Raw genomic sequence first — 24,921 nt, 5'->3', positions numbered from 1 at the left:
CCTCGACCACCGATAGGGATCACGCCTGCTCCGTAAGGTAGTTTCACCCTTCGGGCCGCCCCGCGGCGGCGACGGACGGAGGTCGAGTCGTGGTACAGGCGTACATCCTCATCCAGACCGAGGTCGGCCGGGCGCGTGACGTGGCCGGTCTCATCGCGGACCTGGCCGGTGTGGTCCGGGTCGACGCCGTCACCGGGCCGTACGACGTGGTGGTCCTCACCGAGGCGAACACCGTCGACGAGCTCGGCAAGCTCATCGTCAGCAAGGTGCAGATGGTGCCCGGCATCACCCGCACCCTCACGTGTTCGGTGGTGCGACTGTAAGTGGACCAGATCACTTCCTCCCCGACCGCCGGCTCCCGCTCCGGGAGCGGCACGCCGTCGACCGACGACCGGCCCGGCGCCGGCTGGGACCGGTCGACCCGGCGGGCCGCCCTGATCGCCTCCCTGGTCGCGGTGCCGGTCACCGTCGCGGTGGCCGGGTTCACCTTCGCGAAGCTGGCCCCCGAGCAGCCGGCCGCCGCGCCGGGCCCGGCCGTGACCTCCGCCTCGGCGCAGTCCACCGCCCCGGTCGAGATGGCCGCCCCGGCGCTGGCCGAGCGCCCCGGCGTGGTCTGCCGGGCGCTGATGTCGCAACTGCCGCAGACCGTCGGCGACCTGGCCCAGCGGCCGGTCACCGCGGGCGCCGAGCAGAACGCCGCGTACGGCGATCCGGCGCTGACCGTGGCCTGCGGCGCCGCCGCGCCGGCGATCGGGCTGACCGACGACGTCTGGGTGGTCAACAAGGTCTGCTGGCACGCGAAGGAGGAGACCGGGGCGACCGTGCTCACCGCGGTGGACCGGGAGGTCCCGGTCACCGTCCGGGTGCCCCGCTCCTACGGTCCGGCGTTGCAGCGGGTGTCGCCGATCTCCGACACGATCGTCGCCTCGGTCCCGTCGGGCGGCACTCCGCCCACCGGCTGCCGCCGCTGACCGCTGCCGCCCCGCGCCGCGGACGCCGGCGGTCGTCCCGCTCAGCGGTCGCGGTGCAGGGCGGTCCGGATGAGGCGGTTGACCAGCTTGGGGTATTCCAGGCCGGAGGCGGCCCACATCCGGGGGAACATCGACGTCGGGGTGAACCCGGGCATGGTGTTGATCTCGTTGAGATAGACGTCCAGCTCGGGGGTGACGAAGAAGTCGACCCGGGCCAGCCCGGAGCAGTCCAGCGCGGTGAAGGCGCGGGTGGCGTACTCCTGCACCTGGCGGGTCACCCGGTCCGGCAGGCCGGCCGGGATGTCGTACTCGCAGGCGTCGTCGATGTACTTCGCCTCGAAGTCGTACCAGTCGTGGCCGGAGACGACCCGGACCTCGGCCAGCACGGACGCCTCCGGGGCGCCGCCGGCCTCACCCTCCAGCACCCCGCACTCGATCTCGCGGCCGACGACCGCGGCCTCGATCAGCACCTTGGTGTCGATCTCGCGGGCGGTGGCGACGGCGGCGTCGAGCTGCGCCCAGTCGTCGACCTTGGTGATGCCGAAGGACGAGCCGGCGCGCGACGGCTTGACGAAGACCGGCAGGCCGAGCCGCTCCTTGTCCTCCTCGCGCAGCGTCATGCCGTTGCGCAGCACCACGTACGGGCCGACCGGGATGCCCTCGGCGACGCAGAGCTTCTTGGTGAACTCCTTGTCCATCGCCGCGGCGGAGGCGAAGACGTTCGCGCCGACGTAGGGGATGTCGGCCATCTCCAGCATGCCCTGGATGGTGCCGTCCTCGCCGTACGCGCCGTGCAGCACCGGGAACACCACGTCGACGTCGGCCAGCGCCCGGGGCCCGTCGGTCGGGTCGAGCACCATCAGGCCACCGGCGGTCGGGTCGGCGCGCAGCACCACCTCGGCGCCGGAGCCGGCGGTGATCTCGGGCAGCTTGCGCGCCTGGATCGACAGCTGGCCCGGGTCGCCGTTGGTCAACACCCACTGGCCCTGCCGGGTGATGCCGACGGGCACCACCTCGAACTCGTCGGGGTCGAGCGCGCCGAGCACGCTGCCGGCGCTGACGCAGGAGATGCCGTGCTCGGGGCTGCGTCCGCCGAAGACGATGGCCACGCGGGTCTTGCCTGGGGTGGTCACTGGGGTCACCTCTCGGTACGCGACTGCGGAGCCGCCGGCGGCTCACCCGGTTGACCTTACTGTGGGTGGCGGCGGACCGATGGCCATACCCGGGAGGACGCGTGTGTCCCTCGCAAACGGTCGAACGTACCGATACGGTGCGTGACTAACGGTCGGTGCCGTGCCGGCGGCCGACCGCGATCACCTTCACCCGCTGCCGGCCGGCGCGGACCATGCCCAGGGCCATGAAGGCGCCGGCGATCCGGTCCGCGGCCTCGCGGCTGTTCGCCCCGACGACCTGCCGGCGGCGCTCCGGGCGGTTCCGCTCGTCGCGGGCCTCCCCCTCGACATGACGGACGTCGGTGAGCACGACGAGGAACCTGGTCATCACGACCCATCCCGGCATCCGGACACCCACATCAGCCCCTCATCACCGCGCGGCGGCGGGCCCGTGGCGATCGGGTACGGGGGAGTAACCCCGATCGCCACGTGCCCCATCCCCTCCGGTCACTCACCCTCGCCGTCGCCACGACAACCGCGGGTGAGGACGCCGTCACAGATTGACAGGTGGACACGCGTGAATGCAACTCTCATCGACGTTCTCTCATGCACACATTCCCAAGGACATATGTCACCATCGACGCATGGCTCCGAAGACCGCCCGGGCCCGCAGGCTGGGCATCGCGCTGCGTACCCACCGCGAGGCCGCCGGCCTCACCCTCGAGGCCGCCGCCGACGAGATCAACAGCACCCGCAGCACCCTGTCCCGCTACGAGAACGCGCAGACCCTGGTCAGTCCTGCCACCGTCCGCGCGCTGCTGAGCCTCTACGGCGTCGGGTCCGACGACATCGCGGCGGCGGTGCAGCTGGCCAAGGACACCCGCAAGCCGGGCTGGTGGGTGCCGTACTCGCACCTGCTGGACAAGCGCACCATCGACTTCATCGCCCTGGAGGCGGAGGCCACCGGCATCGCCAACTTCGAGCCCTCGGTGGTGCCCGGCCTGTTGCAGACCGCCGACTACATCCGCGGCGTGATGCGCGGCGGCCCGCACACCCTCGGCGACGACCAGGTGGAGCAACGGGTCAAGCTCCGGCTGGACCGGCAGCAACGGCTCACCGCCACCGACCCGCCCATCTTCGACGCGATCATCGACGAGGGCGCGCTGCTGCGCCCGGTCGGCGACCGGACGGCGATGGCCGGCCAGCTACGCCACCTGCTGAAGATGGCCGAGCTGCCGAACGTCACCGTCCAGGTGATCCCGCTGGCCGCCGGCTACCACCGCGGCACCCGCGGCTCGCTGCACATCCTGGAGTTCGCCGACCCGGAGGATCCGATCATCGCCTCGGTGGAGACCGTCGCCGGGCAGATGGTCCTCGACCGCCCCGGCGACCTGCGTACCTGCACCAAGATCATGGAACACCTGCGGACCGTCGCGCTCAGCCCCGCCGACAGCCGCGACCAGCTCCTCGAACTGCAGAAGGGACGGTAGGAACCGATGACACCGACGATCACCGCGGCGCTGGCGACGGCCAGGTGGCGCAAGAGCACATACAGCGGCGACCAGGGCGCCTGCGTGGAGCTGGCGACCGTGCCGGACCTGGTGGCGGTCCGCGACTCCAAGGACCCGGCCGGCCCGGTGCTGCTCTTCCCCCCGACCGCCTGGGCCGCCTTCACCACCGCCCCGCCCCGCCCCTGACCGCTTTCCCACCCGCGCCGCCCGAGGGCGGTCGCGGGTGGGGTCAGGCAGCCAGGGTGGGTCGGGGGGCCGGGGCCGCGCGGAGGCTCTCCAGGGCGGCGATGGCCACGCCACGCGCGCCGGCCATGTCCCGGTCCGGCACCAGGGCGAAGGTCGCCACCGCGGCCTGCTCGGCGCGGAGCACGGTGTGCTCCCGCACGACGGCGAGGAACCACTCCCGGAACTCCGGCGCCGCCTCCACCACGCCACCCCCGACGAAGTACGCGTGCGGGTCGGTGAAGTTGGCCGCGATGGTGAACAGCCGGCCCAGCGCCGCCGCCTGCTGGGCGAAGACCTCACGGGCCAGCTCGTCACCCCGCTCGGCGTACCCCCGCAGCAGCTTGGCGGCCCGGTCGACCGGCTCGGCGGCGAGCGGGTGGCCGGGGTGGCGGGTCAGCCAGTACGGCAGCAGGCTGCGCCGGATCCCGGTCAGCGAGGCGACGCTCTCGGCGTCCCCGACGAAGCCACAGGCGCAGGTCGGCTCCGGCTGGCCGGGGGCGAGCAGGTTGGTCAGCGGGATGTGCACGTGCCCGAACTCGCCGGCCATCCCGGCCGCGCCGGTGACCACCCGGCCGTTCTCCACCACGCCACCACCGAGCCCGGTACCGACGATGGCCGACACCGAGGACCGGGTCATCGCGTCCGCCCCGAAGTGGACGTGGTGGGCGTAGAGCGCGGCCGCGTTGCCGTCGTTGTGGTAGACCACCGGCAGGCCGAGCCGCCGCTCCAGCGCGCCGCGCACGTCGTAGCCGTGCCAGGCCGGCTGGGCGAAGTTGGTCGACCCCCGGGACGAGATGACCCCGGTGGCGCTGGCCGGGCCGGGCGTGTCCAGCCCGACCGCCCGCACCAGCTCCCGCGGTACGCCGGTGTGCGCCAGCACGCCGTCCAGCGCGCGGGCCAGCGCCTCGATCGCCGCCTCCGGACCGGCCTGGACCTCGCTGGGGATCTCCAGCAGCCCGTCGACCAGGAACCGGCCGTCCAGGGTGAGCACGGTGGCGTTGTCGCTCGTGCCACCGTTGTCCAGGCCGACCACCACCGGCACGTCCAAGCCGCCCACCGCCTCCCGATGCCAACCTGATGGCGAAGCTAGTTCCCCTTTCCCGCCCCCGCCATGCCGCGAACGGCCAGCCCGCCCGGACGATCCGCCGAGCCCGCCCGCTCGGCCCCGCCCGGCGGACCGGCCCGCTCAGCCCGGCCGGCGGGCGGTGACCGCGGTGGCGTCCCACTCCGGCGCGCGCAGCACCCTCGGCGCCAGACCCAGCGCCCGCATGGACGCGCAGAGCGCCTCCGCCTGCCGGTCGCTCGTCTCGACCACCAGGTGACCGCCGGGGGCCAGCCAGTCCACCGCGCCGGCGGCCACCCGGCGCAGCACGGCCAGCCCGTCGGCGCCGCCGTCCAGCGCCACCGGCGCCTCGTGCAGCCGCGCCTCCGGCGGCAGCAGCGCCACCGCCGCCGTCGGGACGTAAGGGGCGTTGGCCACCACCAGGTCCAGCCGTCCCCGCCGGTCGCGGGGCAGCGGTTCGTACAGGTCGCCCAGCAGGACCGCGACGTCGCGGCCGGCGAGGTTGCGCCGGGCGCAGGCCACCGCGGCCGGGTCCACGTCAACGGCGGCGAGCCAGCGCGGGGCCAGCCGCTCGGCGAGCGCCACGGCGATGGCACCGGAGCCGCAGCAGAGGTCGACCACCGCCGGCGCCGGTCCGGCGACCGCCGCCGCGGCCTCCACCAGCAGGGCGGTACGACCCCGTGGCACGAAGACGCCGGCGTCGACGGCGACCCGCAGGCCGCAGAACTCGGCCCAGCCGAGCAGGTACTCCAGTGGCTGGCCGGCGACCCGGCGGTCGGCCAGCGCGGTCAGCGCCTCGGGCGAGTCGGCGGCGGCGATCAGCAGCTCCGCCTCATCCTCGGCGAAGACGCAGCCGGCGGCGCGCAGCCGCCCGACGAGGGCGGGACGGTCGGGGTGGAACGAGGTCGGTGTCATGGGATGCCTCTCGGGAACGCTCATCGGCGCTCCCGCCGTCGCCTACTCCGGCGACGGGGACCCGGCGGGGAGCGCCGGTCCGGTCGTCTGGCGGATCGGACTCACCTCCCCCGGTCGGGCCTGCTGCGGGCCGGCCTCACGATAACGGACGGGTCGGCCCGGCGGCGTCCAGCGCGGCCGCGATGTCGGCGACCAGGTCGGCGGTGTCCTCGGCCCCGCAGGAGAGCCGGACGAACCCCGGCGCGGTGTCGTCGCCCCACTGGGCCCGCCGGTCGGCGGTGGTGTGCAGCCCGCCGAACGAGGTCGCGGCGGCCACCAGCCGGGCGGCCTCGACGAACCGGGCGACCCGGTCGGCGTCGCCGAGGTCGAAGGAGAGCACCCCGGGCATCCGGCGCATCTGCGCCGACGCCACCGGGTACGCCGGATCCTCCGGCCGCCCCGGCCAGCGCAGCCCGCGCACGTCGGCACGGCCGGCGAGCAGCTCGACGACGGCCGCCGCGTTCGCGGTCTGCCGGGCCAGCCGCAGGTCCAGGGTGGCCAGTGAACGGTGCGCCAGCCACGCGTCGAACGCGCCGGGCACCGCGCCGGTGGCGGTACGCCAGCTCGTCACCGTCTCCAGCAGCTCCGCCGAGCGGGACGCCAGGTAGCCGAGCAGCAGGTCCGAGTGCCCGGTGAGCGCCTTGGTGCCGGAGGCGACGACCAGGTCCGCGCCGAGGTCCAGCGGGCGCTGCCCGAGCGGGGTGGCGGTGGTGTTGTCGACGGCCACCAGCGCGCCGGCGGCGTGGGCCCGCTCGGCGAGCGCGGCGACGTCGGCCACGTCCAGCCCCGGGTTGGCCGGGGTCTCCAGCAGCAGCAGCCGCACGCCCTCGAAGGACGGGTACGGCCCGGCCGTCGGCACGAACCCGACCCGCACCCCGATCCCCTCCAGGGTGGCGGTGGCGAAGGCGCGCACCGGGAAGTATCCGTCGGCGGGGAGCAGCACGGTGTCCCCGGGCCGCAGCACGGCCAGCAGCAGCCCGGTGATGGCGGCCTGCCCGCTGGCGAAGACCCGGCAGTCGCCCCCCTCCAGCTCACCGATGGCCGCCTCGAGCAGCCGGCGGGTGGGGTTGTCCGGCCGACCGTAGCCGTTGGCCGAGGCGGCCGGGCCCTGCCACGGGTCGAGGTGGTACGGCGCGGCGAAGACCGGTCCGGGCAGGAACGGGTCGCCCGGGGCCGGCTCGGGCAGCCCGGCCCGGACGCACCGGGTGCCGTCGTGGAAGTCGGTCACCGGGGCCTCATTCGTACGACTCGGGCTTGGCGGTCCGGCTCATCAGGGTGTCCACGGCCAGCCGGGGGTCCATGCCCTCGTGGCAGATCCGCTCGATCTGCTCGGTGATCGGCATCTCCACCCCGTGCGCCCGGGCCAGGTCCCGGATCGCCAGGCAGCTCTTGACCCCCTCGGCGGTCTGCCGGGTCGCCGCCTGCGCCTGCTCCAGCGTCTCCCCCCGGCCCAGGTGCTCGCCGAAGGTGCGGTTGCGGGCCAGCGGCGACGAGCAGGAGGCGACCAGGTCGCCCATGCCGGCGAGCCCGGCGAAGGTGATCGGGTCGGCGCCGAGCGCCACGCCCAGCCGGGCGGTCTCGGCGAGCCCGCGGGTCATCAGCATCGCCCGGGTGTTGTCGCCGAAGCCCATCGCGGTGGCGATGCCGTACGCCAGGGCGATGACGTTCTTGACCGCCCCGCCCAGCTCGCAGCCGGTCACGTCGTCGTTGGTGTAGGGCCGGAAGTACGGCGTCCGGATCGACGCCTGCACCAGCGCGGCACGCCGGGGGTCGGTGCCGGCCACCACGGTCGCGGCGGGCTGCTCGGCGGCGATCTCCGGGGCGAGGTTGGGGCCGGATACCACCACCACCCGGTCCGGGCTGACCCGGGCGGTCTCCACGATCACCTCGCTCATCCGCTTGGTGGTGCCGAGCTCGATGCCCTTCATCAGGGAGACCAGGGTGGAGTCCGGGGCGAGGTGGCCGGCCCACTCGGCGAGGTTGCCGCGCAGCGTCTGCGAGGGCACCGAGAGCACCACCAGCTCGGCGCCGGCGATCGCCTTGGCGGCGTCGCCGGTCGCGGTGACCCGCTCGGGCAGCCGCAGCTCCGGCAGGTAGTCCGGGTTGCGGCGGCGGGTCCGGATCGCCTCGGCCACCGACTCCCGCCGGGCCCACATCGTCACGTCCCGCCCGGCGTCGGCGAGGATCTTGGCGAAGGCGGTCCCCCAGGAACCGGCCCCCAGCACCGCCACGTGGCCACTCATGCCGTCGCCTCCCTGCCGTCGGCGCCGCCGCGCGGCACCACCGCTCCACCCCTGGCGGTCCGCCCGCTCGGGTCGCTCATTCGGTCACCTCGGAAGTACGCGGACGGGCGGGACGTTGCCACAGCGGCGGCGGGGTGCCGCCGCGGATGCCGGCGAGCAGGTCGCGCAGGCTCAGCATGATCTCGTCGGTCATCTCTTCCAGGACCGCCCGGCTCGGCGTGGCGCCCGCCCACCGGCTCAGGTCGATCGGCGGGCCGGCGACCACGGTCACCGGGGTGCGGGGCCGCAGGCCGAACCGGGTCGTCCGGGGGTCGAACAGCTTCTCCGGGCCCCACATCACCAGCGGGATCACCGGGGCGCCGGTGGCCAGCGCGAGGCGGGCGGCGCCCGTCTTGCCCTTCATCGGCCACAGCTCGGGCTCCCGGGTGGTGGTGCCCTCCGGGTAGATCACCACGGCACCGCCGGCGCTCAGCGCGGCGACCAGCTTGTCCAGCGACTTGACCGCGTCGGCGGTGCCGCGCTCGACCGGGATCTGCTTGCAGCGGTGCAGGATCCAGCCGATCACCGGCACCCGGAAGACGCTGGCCTTGCCGAGGAACTGCGGCCAGCGCCCGGCGTCGTGGATGAAGTGCGCCGAGACCAGCGGGTCGGCGTGCGAGATGTGGTTGGGCACGATGATGATCCCGCCGTCGCCGCGCAGGTGCTCCGCGCCCCGCCAGGTGCGCCGGGTCCAGGCCAGCATCACGGGCTTGACCAGCACCACGGCGAAACGTTGCCAGAAACCCAGCTTGCGCCGTGTCACCCTGCCTCCTCGTCACCCCGACCCCGCGCGTCGCACCCGCCCGGTGCGGCCCGCCGCGGAAATCATGCCTGCTCGCCCCGGGTACGGCCAGTGCGGGTACCTCCGTCGACGCTGGCAGGATTGTCGCGTGGGCCAGCCGAGGTGGACCGTGGTGGTACCGGTGAAGCGCCTCGGCGCGGCGAAGAGCCGGCTGCGGGGCGCGCTGCCGGCCGTACCCCATGAGGAGCTGGCGCTGGCGCTGGCGGCCGACACGGTCCGCGCGGCGCGGGCCTGCCCCGCGGTGGCCGAGGTCCTGGTGGTGACCGACGACGACCGGGCGGCGGCGCTGCTGGCCGCGGCCGGGGCGCGGGTGGTGCCGGACGCACCCGACGCGGGGTTGAACGCCGCCCTGCGGCACGGCGCGGCGGCGGCCGCCGCCGACGCCTGGGTGGCCGCCCTCACCGCGGACCTGCCGGCGCTGCGCCCGGCCGAACTGGCGGCCGCGCTGACGGCGGCCGCCACACCCCCGGCGGTACGCCGGTTCGTGGCCGACGCCCCGGGCACCGGCACGGTGCTGCTCACCGCGCCGCCCGGGGTGGCCCTGGCGCCCCGGTTCGGGGTCGACTCGGCGCGGGCGCACGCGGCGAGCGGCGCGCTGCCGCTGACCGGCCCGTGGCCCTCGCTGCGCCGGGACGTGGACACCGCCGCGGACCTCGCGGCGGCGCGGCGGCTCGGGCTGGGGCCGGGCACCGCCGCGCTCACCACGGCGTGCCCCTGACGCCGGCGGTGTACGGTGCTGGGCATGCAGGGCACGGTGGCCACCTTCGACGCGCAGACCCGCACCGGGGTGCTGCTCCTGGACGACGGCACCGAACTGGCCTTCCCGGCCCGCGCCTTCGACGCCTCCGGGTTACGCCTGCTCCGCCTCGGGCAGCGGCTGCGGGTGGAGACCGACCCGGACGGCACGGTGGTCCGGGTGACATTGCCGACCATGGCCTGACCGACCCGGGCCGAGTTCATTTTGCGTTAACCGGGATCGGGTGATTATGAGCGGGTGAGCACCCCTCGCGAGCACCCCGCCAGTCAGCCCCACGCCGCCGATCCCACCGGCCCCCGCACCGGCGCCCGCCGCCGGGGCGGGTCCCGCACCCCGCGCGCCCCCGAGGACGTCGTCACCACCGGAGACGTTTCCGACGCGGCCGCCGCCTCGGCCGGGCTGGAGGAGGTGCTGGACTCCGGCGGGCCGCCTCCGCCGCCGCCGTCCGGGCCGGACGACGAGCCGCCGGCCGCCGCGCCGCTGCCGGAGGACCGCTTCCTCAACCGGGAGCTCTCCTGGCTCGACTTCAACGCCCGGGTGCTGGCCCTGGCCGAGGACCCCCGCACCCCGCTGCTGGAACGGGCCAAGTTCCTGGCCATCTTCGCCAGCAACCTGGACGAGTTCTACATGGTGCGGGTGGCCGGCCTGAAGCGCCGCCGCTCCGCCGGCCTGCCGGTGCGCGGCGGGGACCGACTGCCGCTGCGCACCCAGCTGGAGCTGATCACCGAACGCAGCGCCGACCTGGTCGCCCGGCACGCCGCCTGCTTCGTCGACGACGTGCTGCCGAAGCTCGCCGCGGAGGACGTGCGCATCCTGCGCTGGGCGGAGCTGGACGACCCCGAACGGGAACGGCTGCGGACCTGGTTCCGGGAGCACATCTTCCCGGTGCTCACCCCGCTCGCCGTCGACCCGGCGCACCCCTTCCCGTACATCTCCGGCCGGTCACTCAACCTGGCGGTCGCGGTCCGCGACCCCGACGGCGGATCGGAGCTCTTCGCCCGGGTCAAGGTGCCCAACAACGTGCCCCGGTTCGTCCGGGTCGCCAAGGACCGGCCCGGGGTGCGGATGCTGCCGGTCGAGGAGCTCATCTCGGTGCACCTGGGACAGCTCTTCTCCGGCATGCAGGTGGTCGAGTGCCACCTGTTCCGGGTCACCCGCAACGCCGATCTGGAGGTCGACGAGGACCGGGACGAGGACCTGCTCCAGGCCCTGGAACGGGAGCTGGCCCGGCGTCGCTTCGGGCCACCGGTCCGCCTGGAGGTCGCCGCCTCCATCTCCGACCACATGCTGGAGCTGCTCGTCCGGGAGCTGGACATGGACGGGCACGACGTGCTCCGGGTGCCCGGCCTGCTCGACCTCTCGGCGCTGTGGCAGCTGTACGGCGAGGCCGACCGCCCGGACCTGAAGGACCCGCCGTTCGTGCCGGCCACCCACCCCCGGCTCGCCGAGGGCGAGGTGCCGCGCAGCGTCTTCGCCACCCTGCGGGACGGGGACGTGCTGGTGCACCACCCGTACCACTCGTTCGCCACCAGCGTGCAGCGCTTCATCGAGCAGGCCGCCGCCGACCCGGACGTGCTCGCCATCAAGCAGACCCTCTACCGCACCAGCGGGGACTCCCCGATCGTCGACGCCCTGGTCGACGCGGCCGCCGCCGGCAAGCAGGTGGTGGTGCTAGTGGAGTTGAAGGCCCGGTTCGACGAGGTGGCCAACATCGGGTGGGCGCGCACCCTGGAGCGCGCCGGCTGCCACGTCGTCTACGGCCTGGTGGGCCTGAAGACCCACTGCAAGACCGCGCTGGTGGTACGCCAGGAGGGCAACCAGATCCGCCGCTACTGCCACATCGGCACCGGCAACTACCACCCGAAGACGGCGCGGCTCTACGAGGACTTCGGGATGCTCACCGCCGACCCGGAGATCGGCGCCGACCTGACCGACCTGTTCAACGTGCTCACCGGCTACAGCCGGCAGACCGCGTACCGGCGGCTGCTGGTGGCGCCGCAGGGCATCCGCAGCGGCCTGATCGAGCGGATCGAACGGGAGATCGCCCACGTCCGCCTCGGCATGCCGGGGCTGGTGCAGTTCAAGGTGAACGCGCTGGTCGACGAGGAGATCACCGACGCGCTCTACCGGGCGTCCCGGGCCGGCGTCCACGTGGACCTGCTGATCCGCGGCATGTGCACGCTGCGGCCCGGGGTGCCCGGGCTGTCGGAGAACATCCGGGTCCGCTCGATCCTCGGCCGGTTCCTCGAACACTCCCGGATCTTCCGGTTCGGCAACGACGGCGACGCCGAGTTCTGGATGGGCTCGGCCGACCTGATGCACCGCAACCTGGACCGCCGGGTGGAGGCGCTGGTGCAGGTGAGCGACCCGGTCGCGCGGGCCGAACTGGACCACGTGCTGACCGCCGCGTTCAGCTCCGAGGTGGACGGATTCGAGCTGGCCTCCGACGGCACCTGGACGCGGCGCACCGGCGCACCGGAGGAGCCGCTGGTCGACCTTCAGGAGCTGCTGCTGCGCCGGGTGGGCGGGACCCCCGGCTGACCGGGCCGGACCGCGTGGGCGGCGGCGCTGCGCTCCCCTGCCGGGGCTGAGCGGCCCGTACGACGGGACGCCCGGACGTAGGGTGACGAGATGGTGGAGGAGGAACCGGTCGGCATCCGGGCGGCCGGCGGGGTGGCCTGGCGGCCGGGCGCCGACGGCCGCATCGAGGTCTGCCTGGTGCACCGCCCTCGCTACGGCGACTGGTCGCTGCCCAAGGGCAAGCTGGAGCGCGGCGAGCACCCGCTGCTCGCCGCGGTCCGCGAGGTGGCCGAGGAGACCGACGTGCGGGCCGTTCCGCAGGTCCGGCTGACCACCGTGCGGTACCGCAGCGAGGGCCGGCCGAAGACCGTCGACTACTGGTCGATGCGGGCGGTCGGCGAGGGCGGCTTCCAGCCCGACACGGAGGTCGACGACGTGCGCTGGCTCGCCACCGACGAGGCGGTCCGGCTGGTCAGCTACCCGCACGACGCCGAGGTGCTGGGCGCGTTCGCCGCGCTGCCGCCGGTGACCACGACGCTCGCCCTGGTCCGGCACGCGCAGGCCGGCAAGCGCGCCACCTGGTCCGGGCCGGACGACGGCCGCCCGTTGGACGCCACCGGCCGGGCCCAGGCCGAGGCGCTCGCCCCGCTGGTGGCGCTGATCCGCCCGACCCGCCTGCTGTCGGCCTCGGCGCGCCGGTGCGTACAGACCCTCGACCCGGCGGCCGCGCTGCTGGACCTGCCGATCGAGGTGGCCGGCGAGCTGAACGAGCCACGCCCCGGTCAGCAGCCCGACGAGTGCGCGCTGGCCGCCGCCGCCCGCCTCGCCGGGCTGGCCGCCGCCGGCGACCGGGCGGGGGTGTGCAGCCAGGGCAAGGTGATTCCGGGAGCGATGGAGCGGTTGACCGGCCGGGCCTACGACTGGACCACCCCGAAGGGCGGTGGCTGGCTGCTCGCCTTCGGCGCCGACCGGCTGGTCGGCGCCGACCGCCTCTGAGCCGGCACCCGGCAGGACGACCGAACCACCGGCCGCTGCCGGCCCCATCCCAGCGCGGACGGGACAGACCGCGTCAGGCGGGCGGGAGGGTCAGGGTCACCCGCACCGGCAGGTGGTCGCTGGCGGTGCCGGGCGGGGCGACCGCGTCGGCGGCGCCGACACCCGGCGAGACGAAGACGTGGTCGATCTGCTCGCGCGGGTCGTCGGCGGGGCTGGTCGGCAGGGGCCGGGCCGCGGCCAGCGCGTCGGTCAGGCCGGCCCCGGTGAACTCGGCGAAGGCCGGCGCGCCCGGCTCGGTGTTCAGGTCACCGGCGACGACCAGCGGCCGCCCGGCCGCGTACCCGAGGGCGAAGTCGGCCACCGCGCGGGCCTGGACCACCGGTTCGCGGCCCGGCGGCGGTTGCAGGTGGGTGGCCACCACCGCCAGCCCCGGCTCGCCGGCGCCGAAGTCGACGGTGACGCCGAGCGCCTGCGCCCCGGTGGGCGCCCCCACCGCCGGCAGCGCCCGGGTGCGGACCGACCGCAGTGGCCAGCGGCTCAGCACCGCGTCGCCCCAGAGCGGGTCGGCCGCCGGCGCGAAGACGTACCACCGGTCCAGCCGCTCGGCGAGCAGGTCCAGGCTGTCGTGACCGCCGTTGAGCAGCCAACCCCGGTCCACCTCGCTGAGCAGGACGACATCGGCGTCCCGGACGGCCCGCGCGAGGCGGTCCGGGTCGAACCGCCCGTCCAGGCCGAAGCCCATCCGGATGTTGTACGCCGCCACCCGGATCCGCTCGGGCGCCCCGGCCCGGTTCTCCGCGACCAGCGTCTCGTCGCCGACGAGGGCGGCGAGCAGGACCAGCACGGCGGCGGAGCCGGCGATCCGCAGCCGGGGCGGCGCCGACGAGGGCGGGGTAGGCGCGGTGGGGGTCGGGGTGCGGCCGGCGGTGAACGCGGCCACGCCGACCAGCGCGGCCACCACCACCGGCACCCAGGCGTTCGGATGGCCCAGGTCGTAGGCCGCGTAGTACACGGTCGTCGAAACGGCGAAGGCGAGCATTCCCGCGACGGCCGCGAGGGCCCGCCGGCCGGCGACCGCACGCTCGCCCGGCCCGCCGCGCCGGCCCGGCACGTCGAGGTGGGGGGCGGTGGCGACCCGCGCGTCGACGGTGTCACCTGCGCCCGCCGCACCCCGCTCGACCGTCAGGACCCGTTCGTCCGCCCTGACCCGGTCGTCGGCCCTCATCAGGTTGTCGGCCGGGGCCCGGTCGTCCGCCGCGGCGAACAGCGCCAGGCAGCCGCCGAGGCCGGCGGCGGCGAGCAGGACGGCCGGCAGCAGCAGGCCGCCACCGCCCACGGCGAAGAGCGCGGTTCCGGCCAGCAGGAGCGCCGGGCCGAGCCACCGGGTGGTGCGGGCCGGCGGGGCCAGCGCGGCGAAGAGGAAGCCGCCGACCGCCACCGCGAACGGCGCCAGGCCGAGCAGCGGCCCGGGCGTGGTGGCCACCAGCCCGTCGCCGCGGGAAGGCCAGCGCAGCCACCCGAACTGGTACGACGTCGCGGTCCGGGCGACCGCCGGGGAGAGCGCCACCAGGCCGGCGAGGAGCAGCGTCGGGCCGGCCAGCAGCCAGCTGCGGACGCCCCCGGCACCGGCGGGCGGCGCCGGGCGGGCCTGCCCGGCCAGGAAGAGCGCGGCGACCACGACCGCGACCAGCCAGGCGTCCGCGCCCCCGGCCCACCCCGACCGGTACGTGTCCAGCATGGTGTGCAGGACCGCGCCGGCGCCGAGACCGACGGCCAGCCCCGGCACCGGGCGGTCCGTCACGGCCGCGGTGGCGGCGAGCCACACCAGGCCGGCGAGCAGCCCGCCTGTGGCGAGCCAGAGCTGGAGCGGGCCACCGGGCTGACCGGTGAGGGCGACCCGGACGGCGGCCAGCGCCAGCGCCGCGACGACGCTCACCGGGCGGGCTCCGACGCGACGGATCAGCGCCGGCGCCGCGAGGGCGAGCACGAACCAACCGAGCGCGAACGCCCCCAGCAGTTCGGCCGGGGTGGACGCGGCCTGCCCGAAGATGGTGATGACCGCCGGCAGGAAGACCCGCAGCACGTCGACCAGGAGGACGACGCCCAGGGCGAGCGTGGCGGTGGTGAGGTGGCGGTGACGCACGAGCCCTCTTTCGCCGACCGGTGGGGGTCGGCCGATTCTGCGTGCGGCCGGCGTGCCGGGTCAACAGGTGTGCGCGGGCCGGGCCCGGGCCCGCCGGGTACGCCGAAGGGCGCCCACCCTCGGTGGACGCCCTTCACGTGCGGTTTCAGCGCTTGGCAGCGGCCTTCTTCGCCGGGGACTTCTTCGCCGGCGCCTTCTTGGCGGCCGCGCTCTTGCTGGCCGTGGCGGTGGTCTTCTTCGCCGCGGTGGCCTTCGTCGCCGCCGTGGTCTTCTTCGCCGGGGCGGCCTTCGTCGCCGCCGTGGTCTTCTTCGCCGGGGCGGCCTTCTTGGTGGTCGCCTTGGCCGTGGTGGTCTTGGCGGCCTTCGCCGGGGCGGCCTTCTTGGTCTCCTTGGCGGTGGTCTTGGCGGCCTTCGCCGGAGCGGTCTTCTTGGCCGGGGCCGCCTTGGCGCCCGTGGCCTTCGCGCCGGCGGTCTTGGTGGCCGCGGCCGCGGTCTTCTTGGCCGGCGCGGCGGCCTTCGGCACCTTGCCGCTGGCCACCATCTCCTTGAACCCGGCGCCCGGGCGGAAGGTCGGCACGGAGGTCTTCTTGACCTTCACCGCCTCACCGGTGCGCGGGTTGCGCGCTGTTCGGGCGGCCCGGACACGCTTCTCGAACGATCCGAATCCGGTGATCGCCACCTTGTCGCCCTTGGTGACCGCCGCCTGGACCTCGGCGATGACCGCGTCGAGCGCTGCCGTCGCCGTCTTCCGGTCTCCCAGGCGATCGGCGAGCGCCTCGATGAGCTCGGCCTTGTTCACGACTTCCTCCCGATTGTGCAACTGACTCGACGCGAGCCATTCTGCGCGCACGGTATGCCCTGTGCTGCCTGGACACAAACATTCGATGGAAAAAAGCCCTTGTGTCGTAACGGATTCGCCCCCACCGGGTGGACCGGTGGGGGCGAATACGGATGAGCGATCGGGCGTACGGCTATGCGACGGCGGGCGTGAACGACGGCCGGCCGGCCTCGTAGGCGCTGATCTCGGCCTCGTGCCGCAAAGTCAGTCCAATGTCATCCAAGCCCTCCATCAGCCGCCAGCGGCTGTGGTCGTCGAGCGGGAACGACCAGGTGGCCTCCCCGACCCGGACCTCGCGGGTGGCCAGGTCGACGGTGACCGGGGTGGTCGGATCGGACTCGATCCGATCCCAGATCTCCTCGACGGCTTTCAATTCCAGCTCGACCGGAAGGAGGCCTTCCTTGAGGGCGTTGCCGCGGAAGATGTCACCGAATCGAGGAGAGATCACCGCGCGGAAACCCCAGTCGCGCAGCGCCCAGACGGCATGCTCCCGGGAGGACCCGGTACCGAACTCGGGACCGGCCACGAGAATCGACGCCCCGGAATGAACGGGATCGTTGAGCACGAATCCCGGATCCTCCCGCCACGCGCTGAAGAGCCCGTCGGCGAAACCGGTCCGGGTCACCCGCTTGAGGTACACGGCGGGAATGATCTGATCGGTGTCCACGTTGGAGCGCCGCAGTGGCACGGCGGTGCCGGTGTGGGTGGTGAACTTGTCCATCGTGCGGCTGCCCTTCTACAGGTCGGCGGGGGCGGCCAGCCGGCCGACCACGGCGGTGGCGGCGGCGACCGGCGGGGACACCAGATGGGTGCGCCCTCCCCGGCCCTGACGGCCCTCGAAGTTGCGGTTGGAGGTCGAGGCCGAGCGTTGGCCCGGCTTGAGGGTGTCGGGGTTCATGCCCAGGCACATCGAGCAGCCGGCGAAACGCCACTCGGCGCCGGCGTCGGCGAAGACCTTGTCCAGCCCCTCGGCCTCGGCGGCCTCGCGGACGGCGGCCGAGCCGGGCACCACCAGCATCCGTACCCCGGCGGCGACCTGCTGGCCGCGCAGCACCTCGGCGGCGGCCCGGAGGTCCTCCAGCCGGCCGTTGGTGCAGGAGCCGACGAAGACCACGTCGACCGCGAGGTCCCGCAGCGGCGTGCCGGGGCGCAGGTCCATGTACTCCAGGGCGCGGCGGGCGGCGGCCCGCTCGGACTCGGTGACGAACTCCTCCGGGTCCGGCACCGCCGCGTCCAGCGGCGCTCCCTGGCCGGGGTTGGTGCCCCAGGTGACGAAGGGCGTGACCCTGCCGGCGTCCAGGGTCACCTCGGCGTCGAAGGTCGCGCCCTCGTCGGTGGGCAGGGTCCGCCAGTGGGCCACCGCCGCGTCCCACTCGGCGCCCCGGGGCGCGTGCGGCCGCCCCTTGAGGTACGCGAAGGTGGTCTCGTCCGGCGCGATCAGGCCGGCCTTGGCGCCCCACTCGATGGACATGTTGGCGACGGTCATCCGCCCCTCCATGGAGAGCGCGCGGATCGCCTCGCCCCGGTACTCCACGATGTGGCCGCGACCGCCTCCGGTGCCCACCTGGGTGATCAGCGCGAGGACGAGGTCCTTGGCGGTGACGCCGGGGGCGAGCCGGCCGGTGACGTTCACCGCCATGGTCTTCGGGCGGGCCTGCGGCAGCGTCTGGGTGGCCAGCACGTGCTCGACCTCACTGGTGCCGATGCCGAAGGCGAGCGCACCGAAGGCACCGTGGGTGGCGGTGTGCGAGTCGCCACAGACGATCGTCATGCCGGGCTGGGTGAGGCCGAGTTGCGGGCCGATGACGTGCACGATGCCCTGGTTCTCGTCGCCGAGCGGGTGCAGCCGCACGCCGAATTCGGCGCAGTTGCGGCGCAGCGTCTCGATCTGCGTGCGCGAGGTCGGGTCGGCGATGGTCAGCAGGTCGCCGCGGCGGGACCGGAACGCCGGGTCGTCGTACCCGGTCGGGGTGTTGTGGTCCTCGGTCGCGAGCGTGAGGTCGGGACGGCGGACCCGGCGGCCGGCCAGGCGCAGCCCGTCGAAGGCCTGCGGGCTGGTCACCTCGTGCAGCAGGTGCAGGTCGATATAGAGCAGATCAGGCTCACCCGTGGCGGCGCGTACGACGTGCGCGTCCCAGACCTTCTCGGCCAGGGTCCTCGGCTCAGGAGTGACTCCCACCATCTGGACATCCTAAATTCTGGGAGGTATGTTTCGGCTTGTGGGACACAGTATGAGCGGTGTCGGCGTCCTCGACAAGGCGGTGGTCATTCTGGCCGCCTGTGTCGACGGCGCCAGCCTGGCCGAACTCGTTGAACGCACCAAGCTGCCCCGGGCCACCGCGCACCGGCTGGCACAGGCCCTGGAGATCCACCGGATGCTGGTCCGGGACACCCAGGGGCGCTGGCGTCCCGGGCCCCGGCTCGGCGAGCTGGCCAACGCCGCACCGGACGTGCTGCTGACCGCCGCCGAGCCGCTGCTGGCCGCGCTACGGGACGCCACCGGCGAAAGCACCCAGCTCTATCTGCGCAGAGCGGACGAACGGGTCTGCGTGGCCGCCGCCGAGCGGGCCAGCGGGCTGCGCGACACGGTGCCGGTCGGCTCGGTGCTGCCGATGACCGCGGGTTCCGCGGCGCAGATCCTGCTGGCCTGGGAGCCCCCGGAGGCGGTCATGCCGCTGCTGCCCCGGTCCAAGTTCACCGGCCGCACCCTGGCCGAGGTACGCCGCCGCGGCTGGGCGCAGAGCGTCGCCGAGCGGGAGGCCGGTGTGGCGAGCGTCTCCGCCCCGATCCGGGACCGCACCGGCCGCGTGATCGCCGCGATCAGCATCTCCGGCCCCATCGAGCGGCTGGGCCGCCGCCCCGGCGAACGGCACGCCATGGCCGTGGTGCGCGCCGGCCAACGCCTCTCCGGGCTCTGATACCTGCCCCTCCCCCGACCCCGACCCCGACCTCTGCCCCTCCCCCGACCCCTGCCCCCGCCTTCCCCGACCCCTGGACCGGCCTCGCCGCACCCGGCCTGGCCCTGCCCCGCCCCCGCCCAACCCGGCACTGACCCGCCTGGGCTGGGAGAGTTGACCAAGAGGTTTGCGCCACGTCACGCCTCCGGCGTGACGCTGACCTCTTGGATCACCGAGGCGGACGGCTGGGGCGGCGACCTCTACCGATCTCGGCGGCCGGTCGGAGCAGGGGTCGCCCGCTTTAGAGCTGATGTCGTGAACGAATCACGGGTGGGACGGGCCGTCGCCGGCCCCGACCCCAACCCCGACCCCAACCCCGGCCCCGGCCCCGGCCCCGGCCCCGACTGATGATTCGTTTACGACATCAGCTCTAAAGCGTCGCGACACCCCTGCGGCTCCCGCTCGCCGGGCCGACTCCACGGAACCAGTCGCTCCCCGGCCCCGCCGCCTCCGCGACCACGCACCGGACGGACCGGCACTTGCTGAGCCGGGATCTTCGGCATCGACCGGGCTCGCCGGCCGCCGCATCCCGCGCCGGGCGCAGCGGTGCTCGCCGCACCGACACTGTGGGGAGCGGCGGGAAAGCGGCGGGGCCGACGGTCGCTTAGCGGGGGGGCACAGCCAGGTTCAGCAGGGCACAGCCGGGTTCAGCGGGGGCACAGCCGGGTTCAGCGGGGGCACAGCCGGGCGAGTCCGCGCCGAGAAGGCGAACGGCCCGCCTCACTGAGGTGAGACGGGCCGTTCGGCGATGTAGCCCCGACCGGATTCGAACCGGCGCTACCGCCTTGAGAGGGCGGCGTCCTGGGCCGCTAGACGACGGGGCCAGGCACTTTCCTGCTTCACCACCCTGGCCGGGCGGCGCGGTTGTAGTCTAGCGACACCGCTCGCCGCCGCGACGACGGGGGCCGGGTCTCCCGCGCGGGTGCGCCCCACCCGCGACGACCGGCCCTGGCAGCGCCCGCGCCGCACCCGAGGTCCCCGCGCCGGGCGACGCGAGGGGGTGGAGACACGAAGAAGCCCGCCCCACCGAGGTGGGACGGGCTGTCCACGTGTAGCCCCGACCGGATTCGAACCGGCGCTACCGCCTTGAGAGGGCGGCGTCCTGGGCCGCTAGACGACGGGGCCAGAACTTCACCTGCTCTCCCACCCTCGCGGGTGGGAGAGCTGCACTCTACCAGAGATCATCTTCCGCTCCCCGAAGGGAGCGGAGCGGAACTCCGCCAGAATCCAGCGTCCGGGATTCTCGCGAATCCGCGGTTGCGCTGGGGTACCAGGACTCGAACCTAGACTAACTGAACCAGAATCAGTCGGGCTGCCAATTACCCCATACCCCATCGGCCCCTTGCGGTGCCGGGAATGAACTTTACCCTCCCCGCACCGAGAGGCCAAATCCAACCCCCTGAAACGCCTGTGAGCTGCGGAAACAGGGCGTCGGACGCGTCAGGCGACCGGGACCACCGGGTTGGTGAGTTCGCCGATCCCCTCGATCCGCACGGTGACCGTATCCCCGTCGGTGAGCGGGCTAACCCCCGCCGGCGTGCCGGTCAGCACCACGTCCCCGGGCAGCAGCGTCATCACGTGCGAGATGTACGACACCAGACCCGGCACGTCGAAGACCATGTCCTTCGTCCGGCCCAGCTGGCGCACCTCCATCTGCTCCGGGTCACGCCCCACCTCGCACCGGATCTCCAGGTCGGAGACGTCCAGCCCGGTGGTGATCCACGGCCCGATCGGGCAGAAGGAGTCGAAGCCCTTGGCCCGGGCCCACTGCCCGTCCGAGCGCTGGAGATCGCGCGCGGTGACGTCGTTGGCGCAGGTGTAGCCGAAGATGGCCTTCTCCGCGGCGGCCCGGTCGGCCCGGCGGGCGCCCGTCACGCCGATCACCACGGCCAACTCCGCCTCGTGCTCGACCTGCTTCGAGAAGATCGGCAGCCGGATCGCGTCGCGCGGCCCGATCACCGAGGTGGAGGGCTTGAGGAAGAGCAGCGGCTCCTTCGGGACCTCGCTGCCGTGCTCGGCGGCGTGGTCGGCGTAGTTGCGGCCGACACAGACCACCTTGCTGGGCAGGATCGGCGAGAGCAGCCGGACGTCGGAGAGCGCCCAGCGGGCGCCGGAGAACTGGAGCTGACCGAACGGGTGGCCCTCGATCTCGGCGATGGTCAGGCTCTGCGGCCCGGCCCCCGACTCGCCCTCGACGACCCCGAACGACATTCCCTTGGCATGAGCAAAACGAGCGATACGCACCCGGCCAATCTAGCTCCCCGATGCGGCGGTCGCGGCCGCCGACGCCGGGACCGGGCCGGCGTCGGCGCAGCGTACGCCGGTCGCGGCCGGTCGGTGCGGGATTCGGCACTTCGTACCCGCCCGGAGGGTCCGGGCCCATACCGTCGGCTCCGGAGGTTCGTTCGTATGCCTGCATCGAGACGACACCACAGAGCCCTCGCCGTGTTCGTGCACGGACTGGGCATCCTCGCCGCCGTGCCGGCACTGCCCACGGCGACACCCGCGACGAAGGTCGAGGCGGCAATGGTCGCCCCGGCCAGCCCGACGCCCGCGGCGGCCGAGGCCGCGCGCAAGCCGGAGGCGGGGCAGCGGGCGCCGGCCCCACCGGGAGCACCCGGGGTGGCCGCGACCGGAGGGGTCATCCCGGTCACACCGGCCGCGCCGGCACCCGGGATGACCACCACCGCCAGGCCGGGAGTGCCGCGACCGGCGCCGCCGGTGACCGTCGCGGTCGCACCCGCCGGCACGCCGGCGCCGGGCTACCGGATCCGGGTACGCAACGACACCAGCACGCCGCTCGTCACGACCGTGCGGCAGGAGCTGCCCGTCGGCTCGTCGGCGACCGCCGTCAGCGCCGGCGGACGGGCCACCCGCCCCCTCGGGCGCAACGGCGCCGGCGAGGTGACCTGGCGGCTCACCCTGCCCGCCCGCAGCACCACCACCCTCGACACCGCGCTCACCGCCACCGGGCCGGGCCGGTCGGTGACGGCCCCGGCCTGCGCCTACTCCAGCGACGGCGAGCGGCCGTACGACTGCGGCACCGCCACCTGGCAGGCCGCCGTGCCGTCGCCGGCGACGCAGGTCACCGCGGCGCAGCCCTGGCGCCGGCCACCGGTCCTGGGCGGGGCACTGGCCGTGCTGCTGGCGCTCACCGCCGCCGGCGTGTGGTGGTGGCAGCGGGCCCGACGCCGGCGGACCGGGTTCGAGCCGACCGGCGCGGCGCCGGCGGCAGCGGGCCATCCGCCGTACGGCGGTGGACCGGACGCCCCGGCGGGCGGCACCGTGTACCCGCGGCCGGCCGCGCCGGGGCCCGCTGGGCGCCGCCGCACCCCGCCGGCCTGGCTGATGGTCGGGGTGGCCGTGGCGGTGCTGGCCGGGGTGGTCCTGGCGGCGGTCTGGACGGGCAGCCAGCGGGTCGCCGCGATCGACACCGCCAAGCAGCCGACCAGCGGCGCGTGGAAGGGCCGCAGCGCCACCGGCGCGCTCGGGGTGCCGCTGCGCGAGCAGGCGTTCGAGTTCACCGTCTACCGGATGAGCTGCGAGCCCGGCGTGGCGGCGAACCGGCGGTGCCAGGCGACGGTCGGGGTGCGCAACGTCACCCCGGAGCAGCAGACCTGGCACGGTCAGCTCCAGCGGGCCTACCTGCCGGGCGGCAACTGGGTGAGCACCGACGAGGACGCCACCCGGCTGGCGAACCTGGGGCGGGACGTCTTCGCCCATCCGGTGTCGGCGGGCAGCCGGGTGGTGCTGCCGCTGGTCTTCACCCTGCGCGGCGCCCAGCAGCCGAAGCAGCTCGAACTGCGCAGCGGGGTCTTCTCCGCCGGGGTGCGGGTGGACGTGCCCTGACCGGGCCCGGGGCGGCGGTCGTACCCTTGGGGCCGTGACCGCCGCCCTCGCTCCCGCCGTCCTCGACGCGGCCGACTGGCAGGCCCGGCGACGCGCCCACGAGGAGCGGGTGGACGCCTGGCTGGCGCCGCACCTGGCCCGCCGCCGCACGGGCGGGCGGCACCCGGTGGAGGACTTCCTCTTCACCTACTACTCGCACCGGCCGGCCCAGCTGCGCCGCTGGCACCCCGGCGCGGGGGTGGTGCTGCGCGACGCCGACCCCGCCGAGTTCGGCCGGGACTACCGTGCCGACCCCGCCGGGGTCACCCTCGACACCGACCGGGTACGCGACCGGCGGGTCGACTCGATCGAATGGATCCGGGGGCTGCTCGCCGCGACCGCCGGCCGGCCCGCCCACGTCGGCTGCTTCGGCATGCACGAGTGGGCGATGGTCTACCGGCAGACCCAGGACGAGGTCCGGCACAACGCCTGGCCGCTGCGGCTGAGCCCGGAGCGGACCGCCGCCGTGGTGGAGGAGCGGGGCGTGCGGTGCAGCCACTTCGACGCGTACCGGTTCTTCACCGCGCCGGCCCGGCCGCTGAACCTGCTCACCCCGACCCGGGAGAGCCAGCACGCGCTGGAGCAGCCGGGCTGCCTGCACGCCAACATGGACCTCTACAAGTGGGCGTACAAGCTCTCCCCGCTGGTGGCGAGCGAACTGGTGGCGGAGTGCTTCGCGCTGGCCCGGGAGATCCGCACGCTGGACATGCGGGCCTCCCCGTACGACCTGTCCGCGCTGGGCTACCCGCCGGTGCGGGTCGAGACGGTCGAGGGCCGGCACGAGTACGTGCAGGCGCAGCGGTCGTTCGCGGAGCGTGCCGCGCTGCTGCGTTCGCGTCTGATCGCGGAGTGCGAACGGCTCCTCGCCGCCTGACCGGCCCCGGTCGGGCTCACCGCGCCGGGTGACCCCCATGGGTTGCCCACTCCGGGGCGAGGATGGACATCACCGTGGCGTCCACCCAGCTGTCGCCGTCGCGCAGCACCTGCCGCAGCACGCCCTCGGCGACGAAGCCGACCTTCTCGTACGCCCGGCGGGCGCGCGGGTTGAAGGCGAACACCTCCAGCGAGATGCGGTGCAGGCCGAGCCGTTCGAAGCCGTGGCCGACGATGAGGCGTACCGCCTCGGTGCCGAGGCCACGGTCCTGGCCGGCGGCCACCAGCAGGGTGCGGAAGTTGCAGTTGGCGTGGTGGGCGTCCCAGTCGTTCAGCACCACCTCGCCGACGCAGGAGCCGGTGGCGTTCTCCACCACGGCCAGGTCGAGCCGGTCGGTCTGCGCGTTGCGGCTGCCGTACCAGGAGCGCAGCCGCTCCTCGCCGATCTCGTCGGGCGGGCTACCGGTCAGCCGGGCCAGCTCCGGGTCGGCCAGCGCCGACCGGAAGGTCGCGATGTCGTCGTCGACGAAGGGGCGCAGCGTCACCAGGTCGCCGACGAGGGTGGGCTTGGTGGCGAAGTCGGGGGTGGTCACCGGGCAATTGTCGGCGGCGCGTCCGCCGGCCTCGACCGCTTTACGCGGTGGCCCGCTGGTCGCGGCGGCGCAGGCGCTCCTCCAGCTCGGCCATGGTGTCGACGAACCAGAGCTGGTCGCCGCGGTCGGACTCGGTGACGAAGTCCCGCAGGGCGGTGCTGCGGGCGACGTGCGCGGAGATGTCACCGACCACGGCCAGCCGCAGCCGATAGTTGACGAACTTCTGCACCACCTCCCCGGCCACCCCGGTGCGCAGGGTGAAGAACTCGACGGCGAGCCGTCGGACCGGCAGCAGGACCAGGTCCGCGCCGTGGCCCAGCGCCGCGCCGATCACGTCCATCGCGTCGTCGCCGCCGCAGAGTCGCGGGCCGTCGGGGGCGCAGGCGAGCACGGCGCGGCCGTGCAGGGTGACCAGGGTGTCGGCGGACATGCTGGC

At 74.5% G+C, this 24,921-nt stretch carries 25 protein-coding genes and 3 tRNA genes; 11 read left to right on the top strand and 17 right to left on the bottom strand.

Features of this window, described 5'->3' with window-relative positions; all coding sequences use genetic code 11:
- Window positions 1-89: 89 nt before the first annotated feature.
- The gene (locus V6U79_RS02095; protein WP_013284547.1) at window positions 90-323 is read left to right on the top strand and encodes an Lrp/AsnC ligand binding domain-containing protein; all 234 of its coding nucleotides are present in this window, start codon (window positions 90-92) and stop codon (window positions 321-323) included.
- A complete protein-coding gene (locus V6U79_RS02090) occupies window positions 324-971 on the top strand; it encodes a DUF3515 family protein (RefSeq protein WP_334533428.1) in 648 nt (215 codons plus the stop codon).
- A gap of 41 nt (window positions 972-1,012) precedes the next feature.
- On the opposite strand, the gene V6U79_RS02085 is transcribed toward V6U79_RS02090, so the two are convergent.
- Together V6U79_RS02085 and V6U79_RS02080 are read right to left on the bottom strand one after the other, a co-directional pair.
- On the bottom strand, window positions 1,013-2,104 hold the full coding sequence (locus tag V6U79_RS02085) for a D-alanine--D-alanine ligase family protein (RefSeq protein WP_334533425.1): 1,092 nt from the start codon (window positions 2,102-2,104) through the stop codon (window positions 1,013-1,015).
- 145 nt (window positions 2,105-2,249) lie between these two features.
- Entirely contained in the window at window positions 2,250-2,471 is a 222-nt protein-coding gene (locus V6U79_RS02080; RefSeq protein WP_334533423.1) for a hypothetical protein, read from the bottom strand.
- Between the two features lie 256 nt (window positions 2,472-2,727).
- Here V6U79_RS02080 and V6U79_RS02075 point away from each other — a divergent pair, with 256 nt between their 5' ends.
- Window positions 2,728-3,573 (top strand): helix-turn-helix domain-containing protein, encoded by an 846-nt coding sequence (locus tag V6U79_RS02075; RefSeq protein ID WP_334533421.1) that lies wholly within the window; start codon window positions 2,728-2,730, stop codon window positions 3,571-3,573.
- Between the two features lie 6 nt (window positions 3,574-3,579).
- On the top strand, window positions 3,580-3,780 hold the full coding sequence (locus V6U79_RS02070) for a DUF397 domain-containing protein (protein ID WP_334533419.1): 201 nt from the start codon (window positions 3,580-3,582) through the stop codon (window positions 3,778-3,780).
- A gap of 43 nt (window positions 3,781-3,823) precedes the next feature.
- Here V6U79_RS02070 and V6U79_RS02065 read toward each other — a convergent pair whose 3' ends face one another.
- The 5 genes from V6U79_RS02065 to V6U79_RS02045 all read right to left on the bottom strand — a co-directional run bounded on the left by V6U79_RS02065 (window position 3,824) and on the right by V6U79_RS02045 (window position 8,881).
- On the bottom strand, window positions 3,824-4,876 hold the full coding sequence (locus V6U79_RS02065) for an ROK family protein (protein WP_334533417.1): 1,053 nt from the start codon (window positions 4,874-4,876) through the stop codon (window positions 3,824-3,826).
- Window positions 4,877-5,005: 129 nt separating this feature from the next.
- Entirely contained in the window at window positions 5,006-5,797 is a 792-nt protein-coding gene (locus V6U79_RS02060; protein ID WP_334533443.1) for a putative protein N(5)-glutamine methyltransferase, read from the bottom strand.
- A gap of 136 nt (window positions 5,798-5,933) precedes the next feature.
- Window positions 5,934-7,064: a cystathionine gamma-lyase gene (locus V6U79_RS02055; protein ID WP_334533414.1), complete on the bottom strand. Its 1,131-nt coding sequence runs from the start codon at window positions 7,062-7,064 to the stop codon at window positions 5,934-5,936.
- A gap of 7 nt (window positions 7,065-7,071) precedes the next feature.
- Window positions 7,072-8,079: an NAD(P)H-dependent glycerol-3-phosphate dehydrogenase gene (locus V6U79_RS02050; protein WP_334533412.1), complete on the bottom strand. Its 1,008-nt coding sequence runs from the start codon at window positions 8,077-8,079 to the stop codon at window positions 7,072-7,074.
- Window positions 8,080-8,155: 76 nt separating this feature from the next.
- Entirely contained in the window at window positions 8,156-8,881 is a 726-nt protein-coding gene (locus V6U79_RS02045) for a lysophospholipid acyltransferase family protein (RefSeq protein ID WP_334613262.1), read from the bottom strand.
- Between the two features lie 127 nt (window positions 8,882-9,008).
- On the opposite strand from V6U79_RS02045, the gene cofC reads away from it, so the two are divergent.
- The 4 genes from cofC to V6U79_RS02025 all read left to right on the top strand — a co-directional run bounded on the left by cofC (window position 9,009) and on the right by V6U79_RS02025 (window position 13,193).
- The gene (cofC, locus tag V6U79_RS02040) at window positions 9,009-9,638 is read left to right on the top strand and encodes a 2-phospho-L-lactate guanylyltransferase (RefSeq protein WP_334613261.1); all 630 of its coding nucleotides are present in this window, start codon (window positions 9,009-9,011) and stop codon (window positions 9,636-9,638) included.
- 24 nt (window positions 9,639-9,662) lie between these two features.
- Window positions 9,663-9,860, top strand: a complete 198-nt coding sequence (locus V6U79_RS02035; protein ID WP_334534480.1) for a cold-shock protein — start codon at window positions 9,663-9,665, stop codon at window positions 9,858-9,860.
- Window positions 9,861-9,914: 54 nt separating this feature from the next.
- Window positions 9,915-12,218 (top strand): RNA degradosome polyphosphate kinase, encoded by a 2,304-nt coding sequence (locus tag V6U79_RS02030; protein WP_334613260.1) that lies wholly within the window; start codon window positions 9,915-9,917, stop codon window positions 12,216-12,218.
- A gap of 90 nt (window positions 12,219-12,308) precedes the next feature.
- The gene (locus tag V6U79_RS02025) at window positions 12,309-13,193 is read left to right on the top strand and encodes an NUDIX hydrolase (protein WP_334613259.1); all 885 of its coding nucleotides are present in this window, start codon (window positions 12,309-12,311) and stop codon (window positions 13,191-13,193) included.
- Window positions 13,194-13,266: 73 nt separating this feature from the next.
- Here V6U79_RS02025 and V6U79_RS02020 read toward each other — a convergent pair whose 3' ends face one another.
- The 4 genes from V6U79_RS02020 to leuC all read right to left on the bottom strand — a co-directional run bounded on the left by V6U79_RS02020 (window position 13,267) and on the right by leuC (window position 18,356).
- Complete coding sequence (locus tag V6U79_RS02020; protein WP_334613258.1) at window positions 13,267-15,336, bottom strand: endonuclease/exonuclease/phosphatase family protein; 2,070 nt, start codon at window positions 15,334-15,336, stop codon at window positions 13,267-13,269.
- A 145-nt stretch (window positions 15,337-15,481) separates the two neighbouring features.
- On the bottom strand, window positions 15,482-16,135 hold the full coding sequence (locus V6U79_RS02015) for an HU family DNA-binding protein (RefSeq protein ID WP_334613257.1): 654 nt from the start codon (window positions 16,133-16,135) through the stop codon (window positions 15,482-15,484).
- 172 nt (window positions 16,136-16,307) lie between these two features.
- Window positions 16,308-16,895, bottom strand: coding sequence for a 3-isopropylmalate dehydratase small subunit (leuD, locus tag V6U79_RS02010; RefSeq protein WP_334534466.1), 588 nt, complete (start codon window positions 16,893-16,895; stop codon window positions 16,308-16,310).
- Window positions 16,896-16,910: 15 nt separating this feature from the next.
- Window positions 16,911-18,356, bottom strand: a complete 1,446-nt coding sequence (leuC, locus tag V6U79_RS02005; protein WP_334613256.1) for a 3-isopropylmalate dehydratase large subunit — start codon at window positions 18,354-18,356, stop codon at window positions 16,911-16,913.
- Window positions 18,357-18,405: 49 nt separating this feature from the next.
- Here leuC and V6U79_RS02000 point away from each other — a divergent pair, with 49 nt between their 5' ends.
- Window positions 18,406-19,092, top strand: coding sequence for an IclR family transcriptional regulator (locus V6U79_RS02000; protein WP_334534460.1), 687 nt, complete (start codon window positions 18,406-18,408; stop codon window positions 19,090-19,092).
- Window positions 19,093-19,882: 790 nt separating this feature from the next.
- Here V6U79_RS02000 and V6U79_RS01995 read toward each other — a convergent pair.
- From V6U79_RS01995 to V6U79_RS01980, 4 genes are all read right to left on the bottom strand, one after another.
- A tRNA-Glu gene (locus tag V6U79_RS01995) sits at window positions 19,883-19,955 on the bottom strand.
- Between the two features lie 228 nt (window positions 19,956-20,183).
- A tRNA-Glu gene (locus tag V6U79_RS01990) sits at window positions 20,184-20,256 on the bottom strand.
- A 137-nt stretch (window positions 20,257-20,393) separates the two neighbouring features.
- Window positions 20,394-20,465: transfer RNA gene (locus tag V6U79_RS01985), tRNA-Gln, on the bottom strand.
- A gap of 106 nt (window positions 20,466-20,571) precedes the next feature.
- Window positions 20,572-21,375 (bottom strand): fumarylacetoacetate hydrolase family protein, encoded by an 804-nt coding sequence (locus V6U79_RS01980; protein WP_334534542.1) that lies wholly within the window; start codon window positions 21,373-21,375, stop codon window positions 20,572-20,574.
- Window positions 21,376-21,540: 165 nt separating this feature from the next.
- On the opposite strand from V6U79_RS01980, the gene V6U79_RS01975 reads away from it, so the two are divergent.
- Both V6U79_RS01975 and V6U79_RS01970 read left to right on the top strand, forming a co-directional pair.
- Window positions 21,541-22,980, top strand: a complete 1,440-nt coding sequence (locus tag V6U79_RS01975) for a hypothetical protein (RefSeq protein WP_334613255.1) — start codon at window positions 21,541-21,543, stop codon at window positions 22,978-22,980.
- A gap of 34 nt (window positions 22,981-23,014) precedes the next feature.
- Complete coding sequence (locus V6U79_RS01970) at window positions 23,015-23,893, top strand: 3-methyladenine DNA glycosylase (protein ID WP_334518947.1); 879 nt, start codon at window positions 23,015-23,017, stop codon at window positions 23,891-23,893.
- Window positions 23,894-23,909: 16 nt separating this feature from the next.
- Here V6U79_RS01970 and V6U79_RS01965 read toward each other — a convergent pair whose 3' ends face one another.
- Window positions 23,910-24,485 carry a GNAT family N-acetyltransferase gene (locus V6U79_RS01965; RefSeq protein ID WP_334518949.1) on the bottom strand — a complete coding sequence of 192 codons (576 nt, stop codon included), beginning with the start codon at window positions 24,483-24,485 and terminating at the stop codon, window positions 23,910-23,912.
- A gap of 40 nt (window positions 24,486-24,525) precedes the next feature.
- Window positions 24,526-24,915 carry a DUF4180 domain-containing protein gene (locus V6U79_RS01960; RefSeq protein ID WP_334518951.1) on the bottom strand — a complete coding sequence of 130 codons (390 nt, stop codon included), beginning with the start codon at window positions 24,913-24,915 and terminating at the stop codon, window positions 24,526-24,528.
- Between the last annotated feature and the right edge of the window lie 6 nt (window positions 24,916-24,921).

The sequence above is a fragment of the Micromonospora psammae genome (genome assembly GCF_036902725.1).
In the GTDB taxonomy this organism is placed as follows: Bacteria; Actinomycetota; Actinomycetes; order Mycobacteriales; family Micromonosporaceae; genus Micromonospora.
Note: the sequence above shows the minus strand (reverse complement) of the source record. Positions and strands in the feature narration are given on the sequence as shown.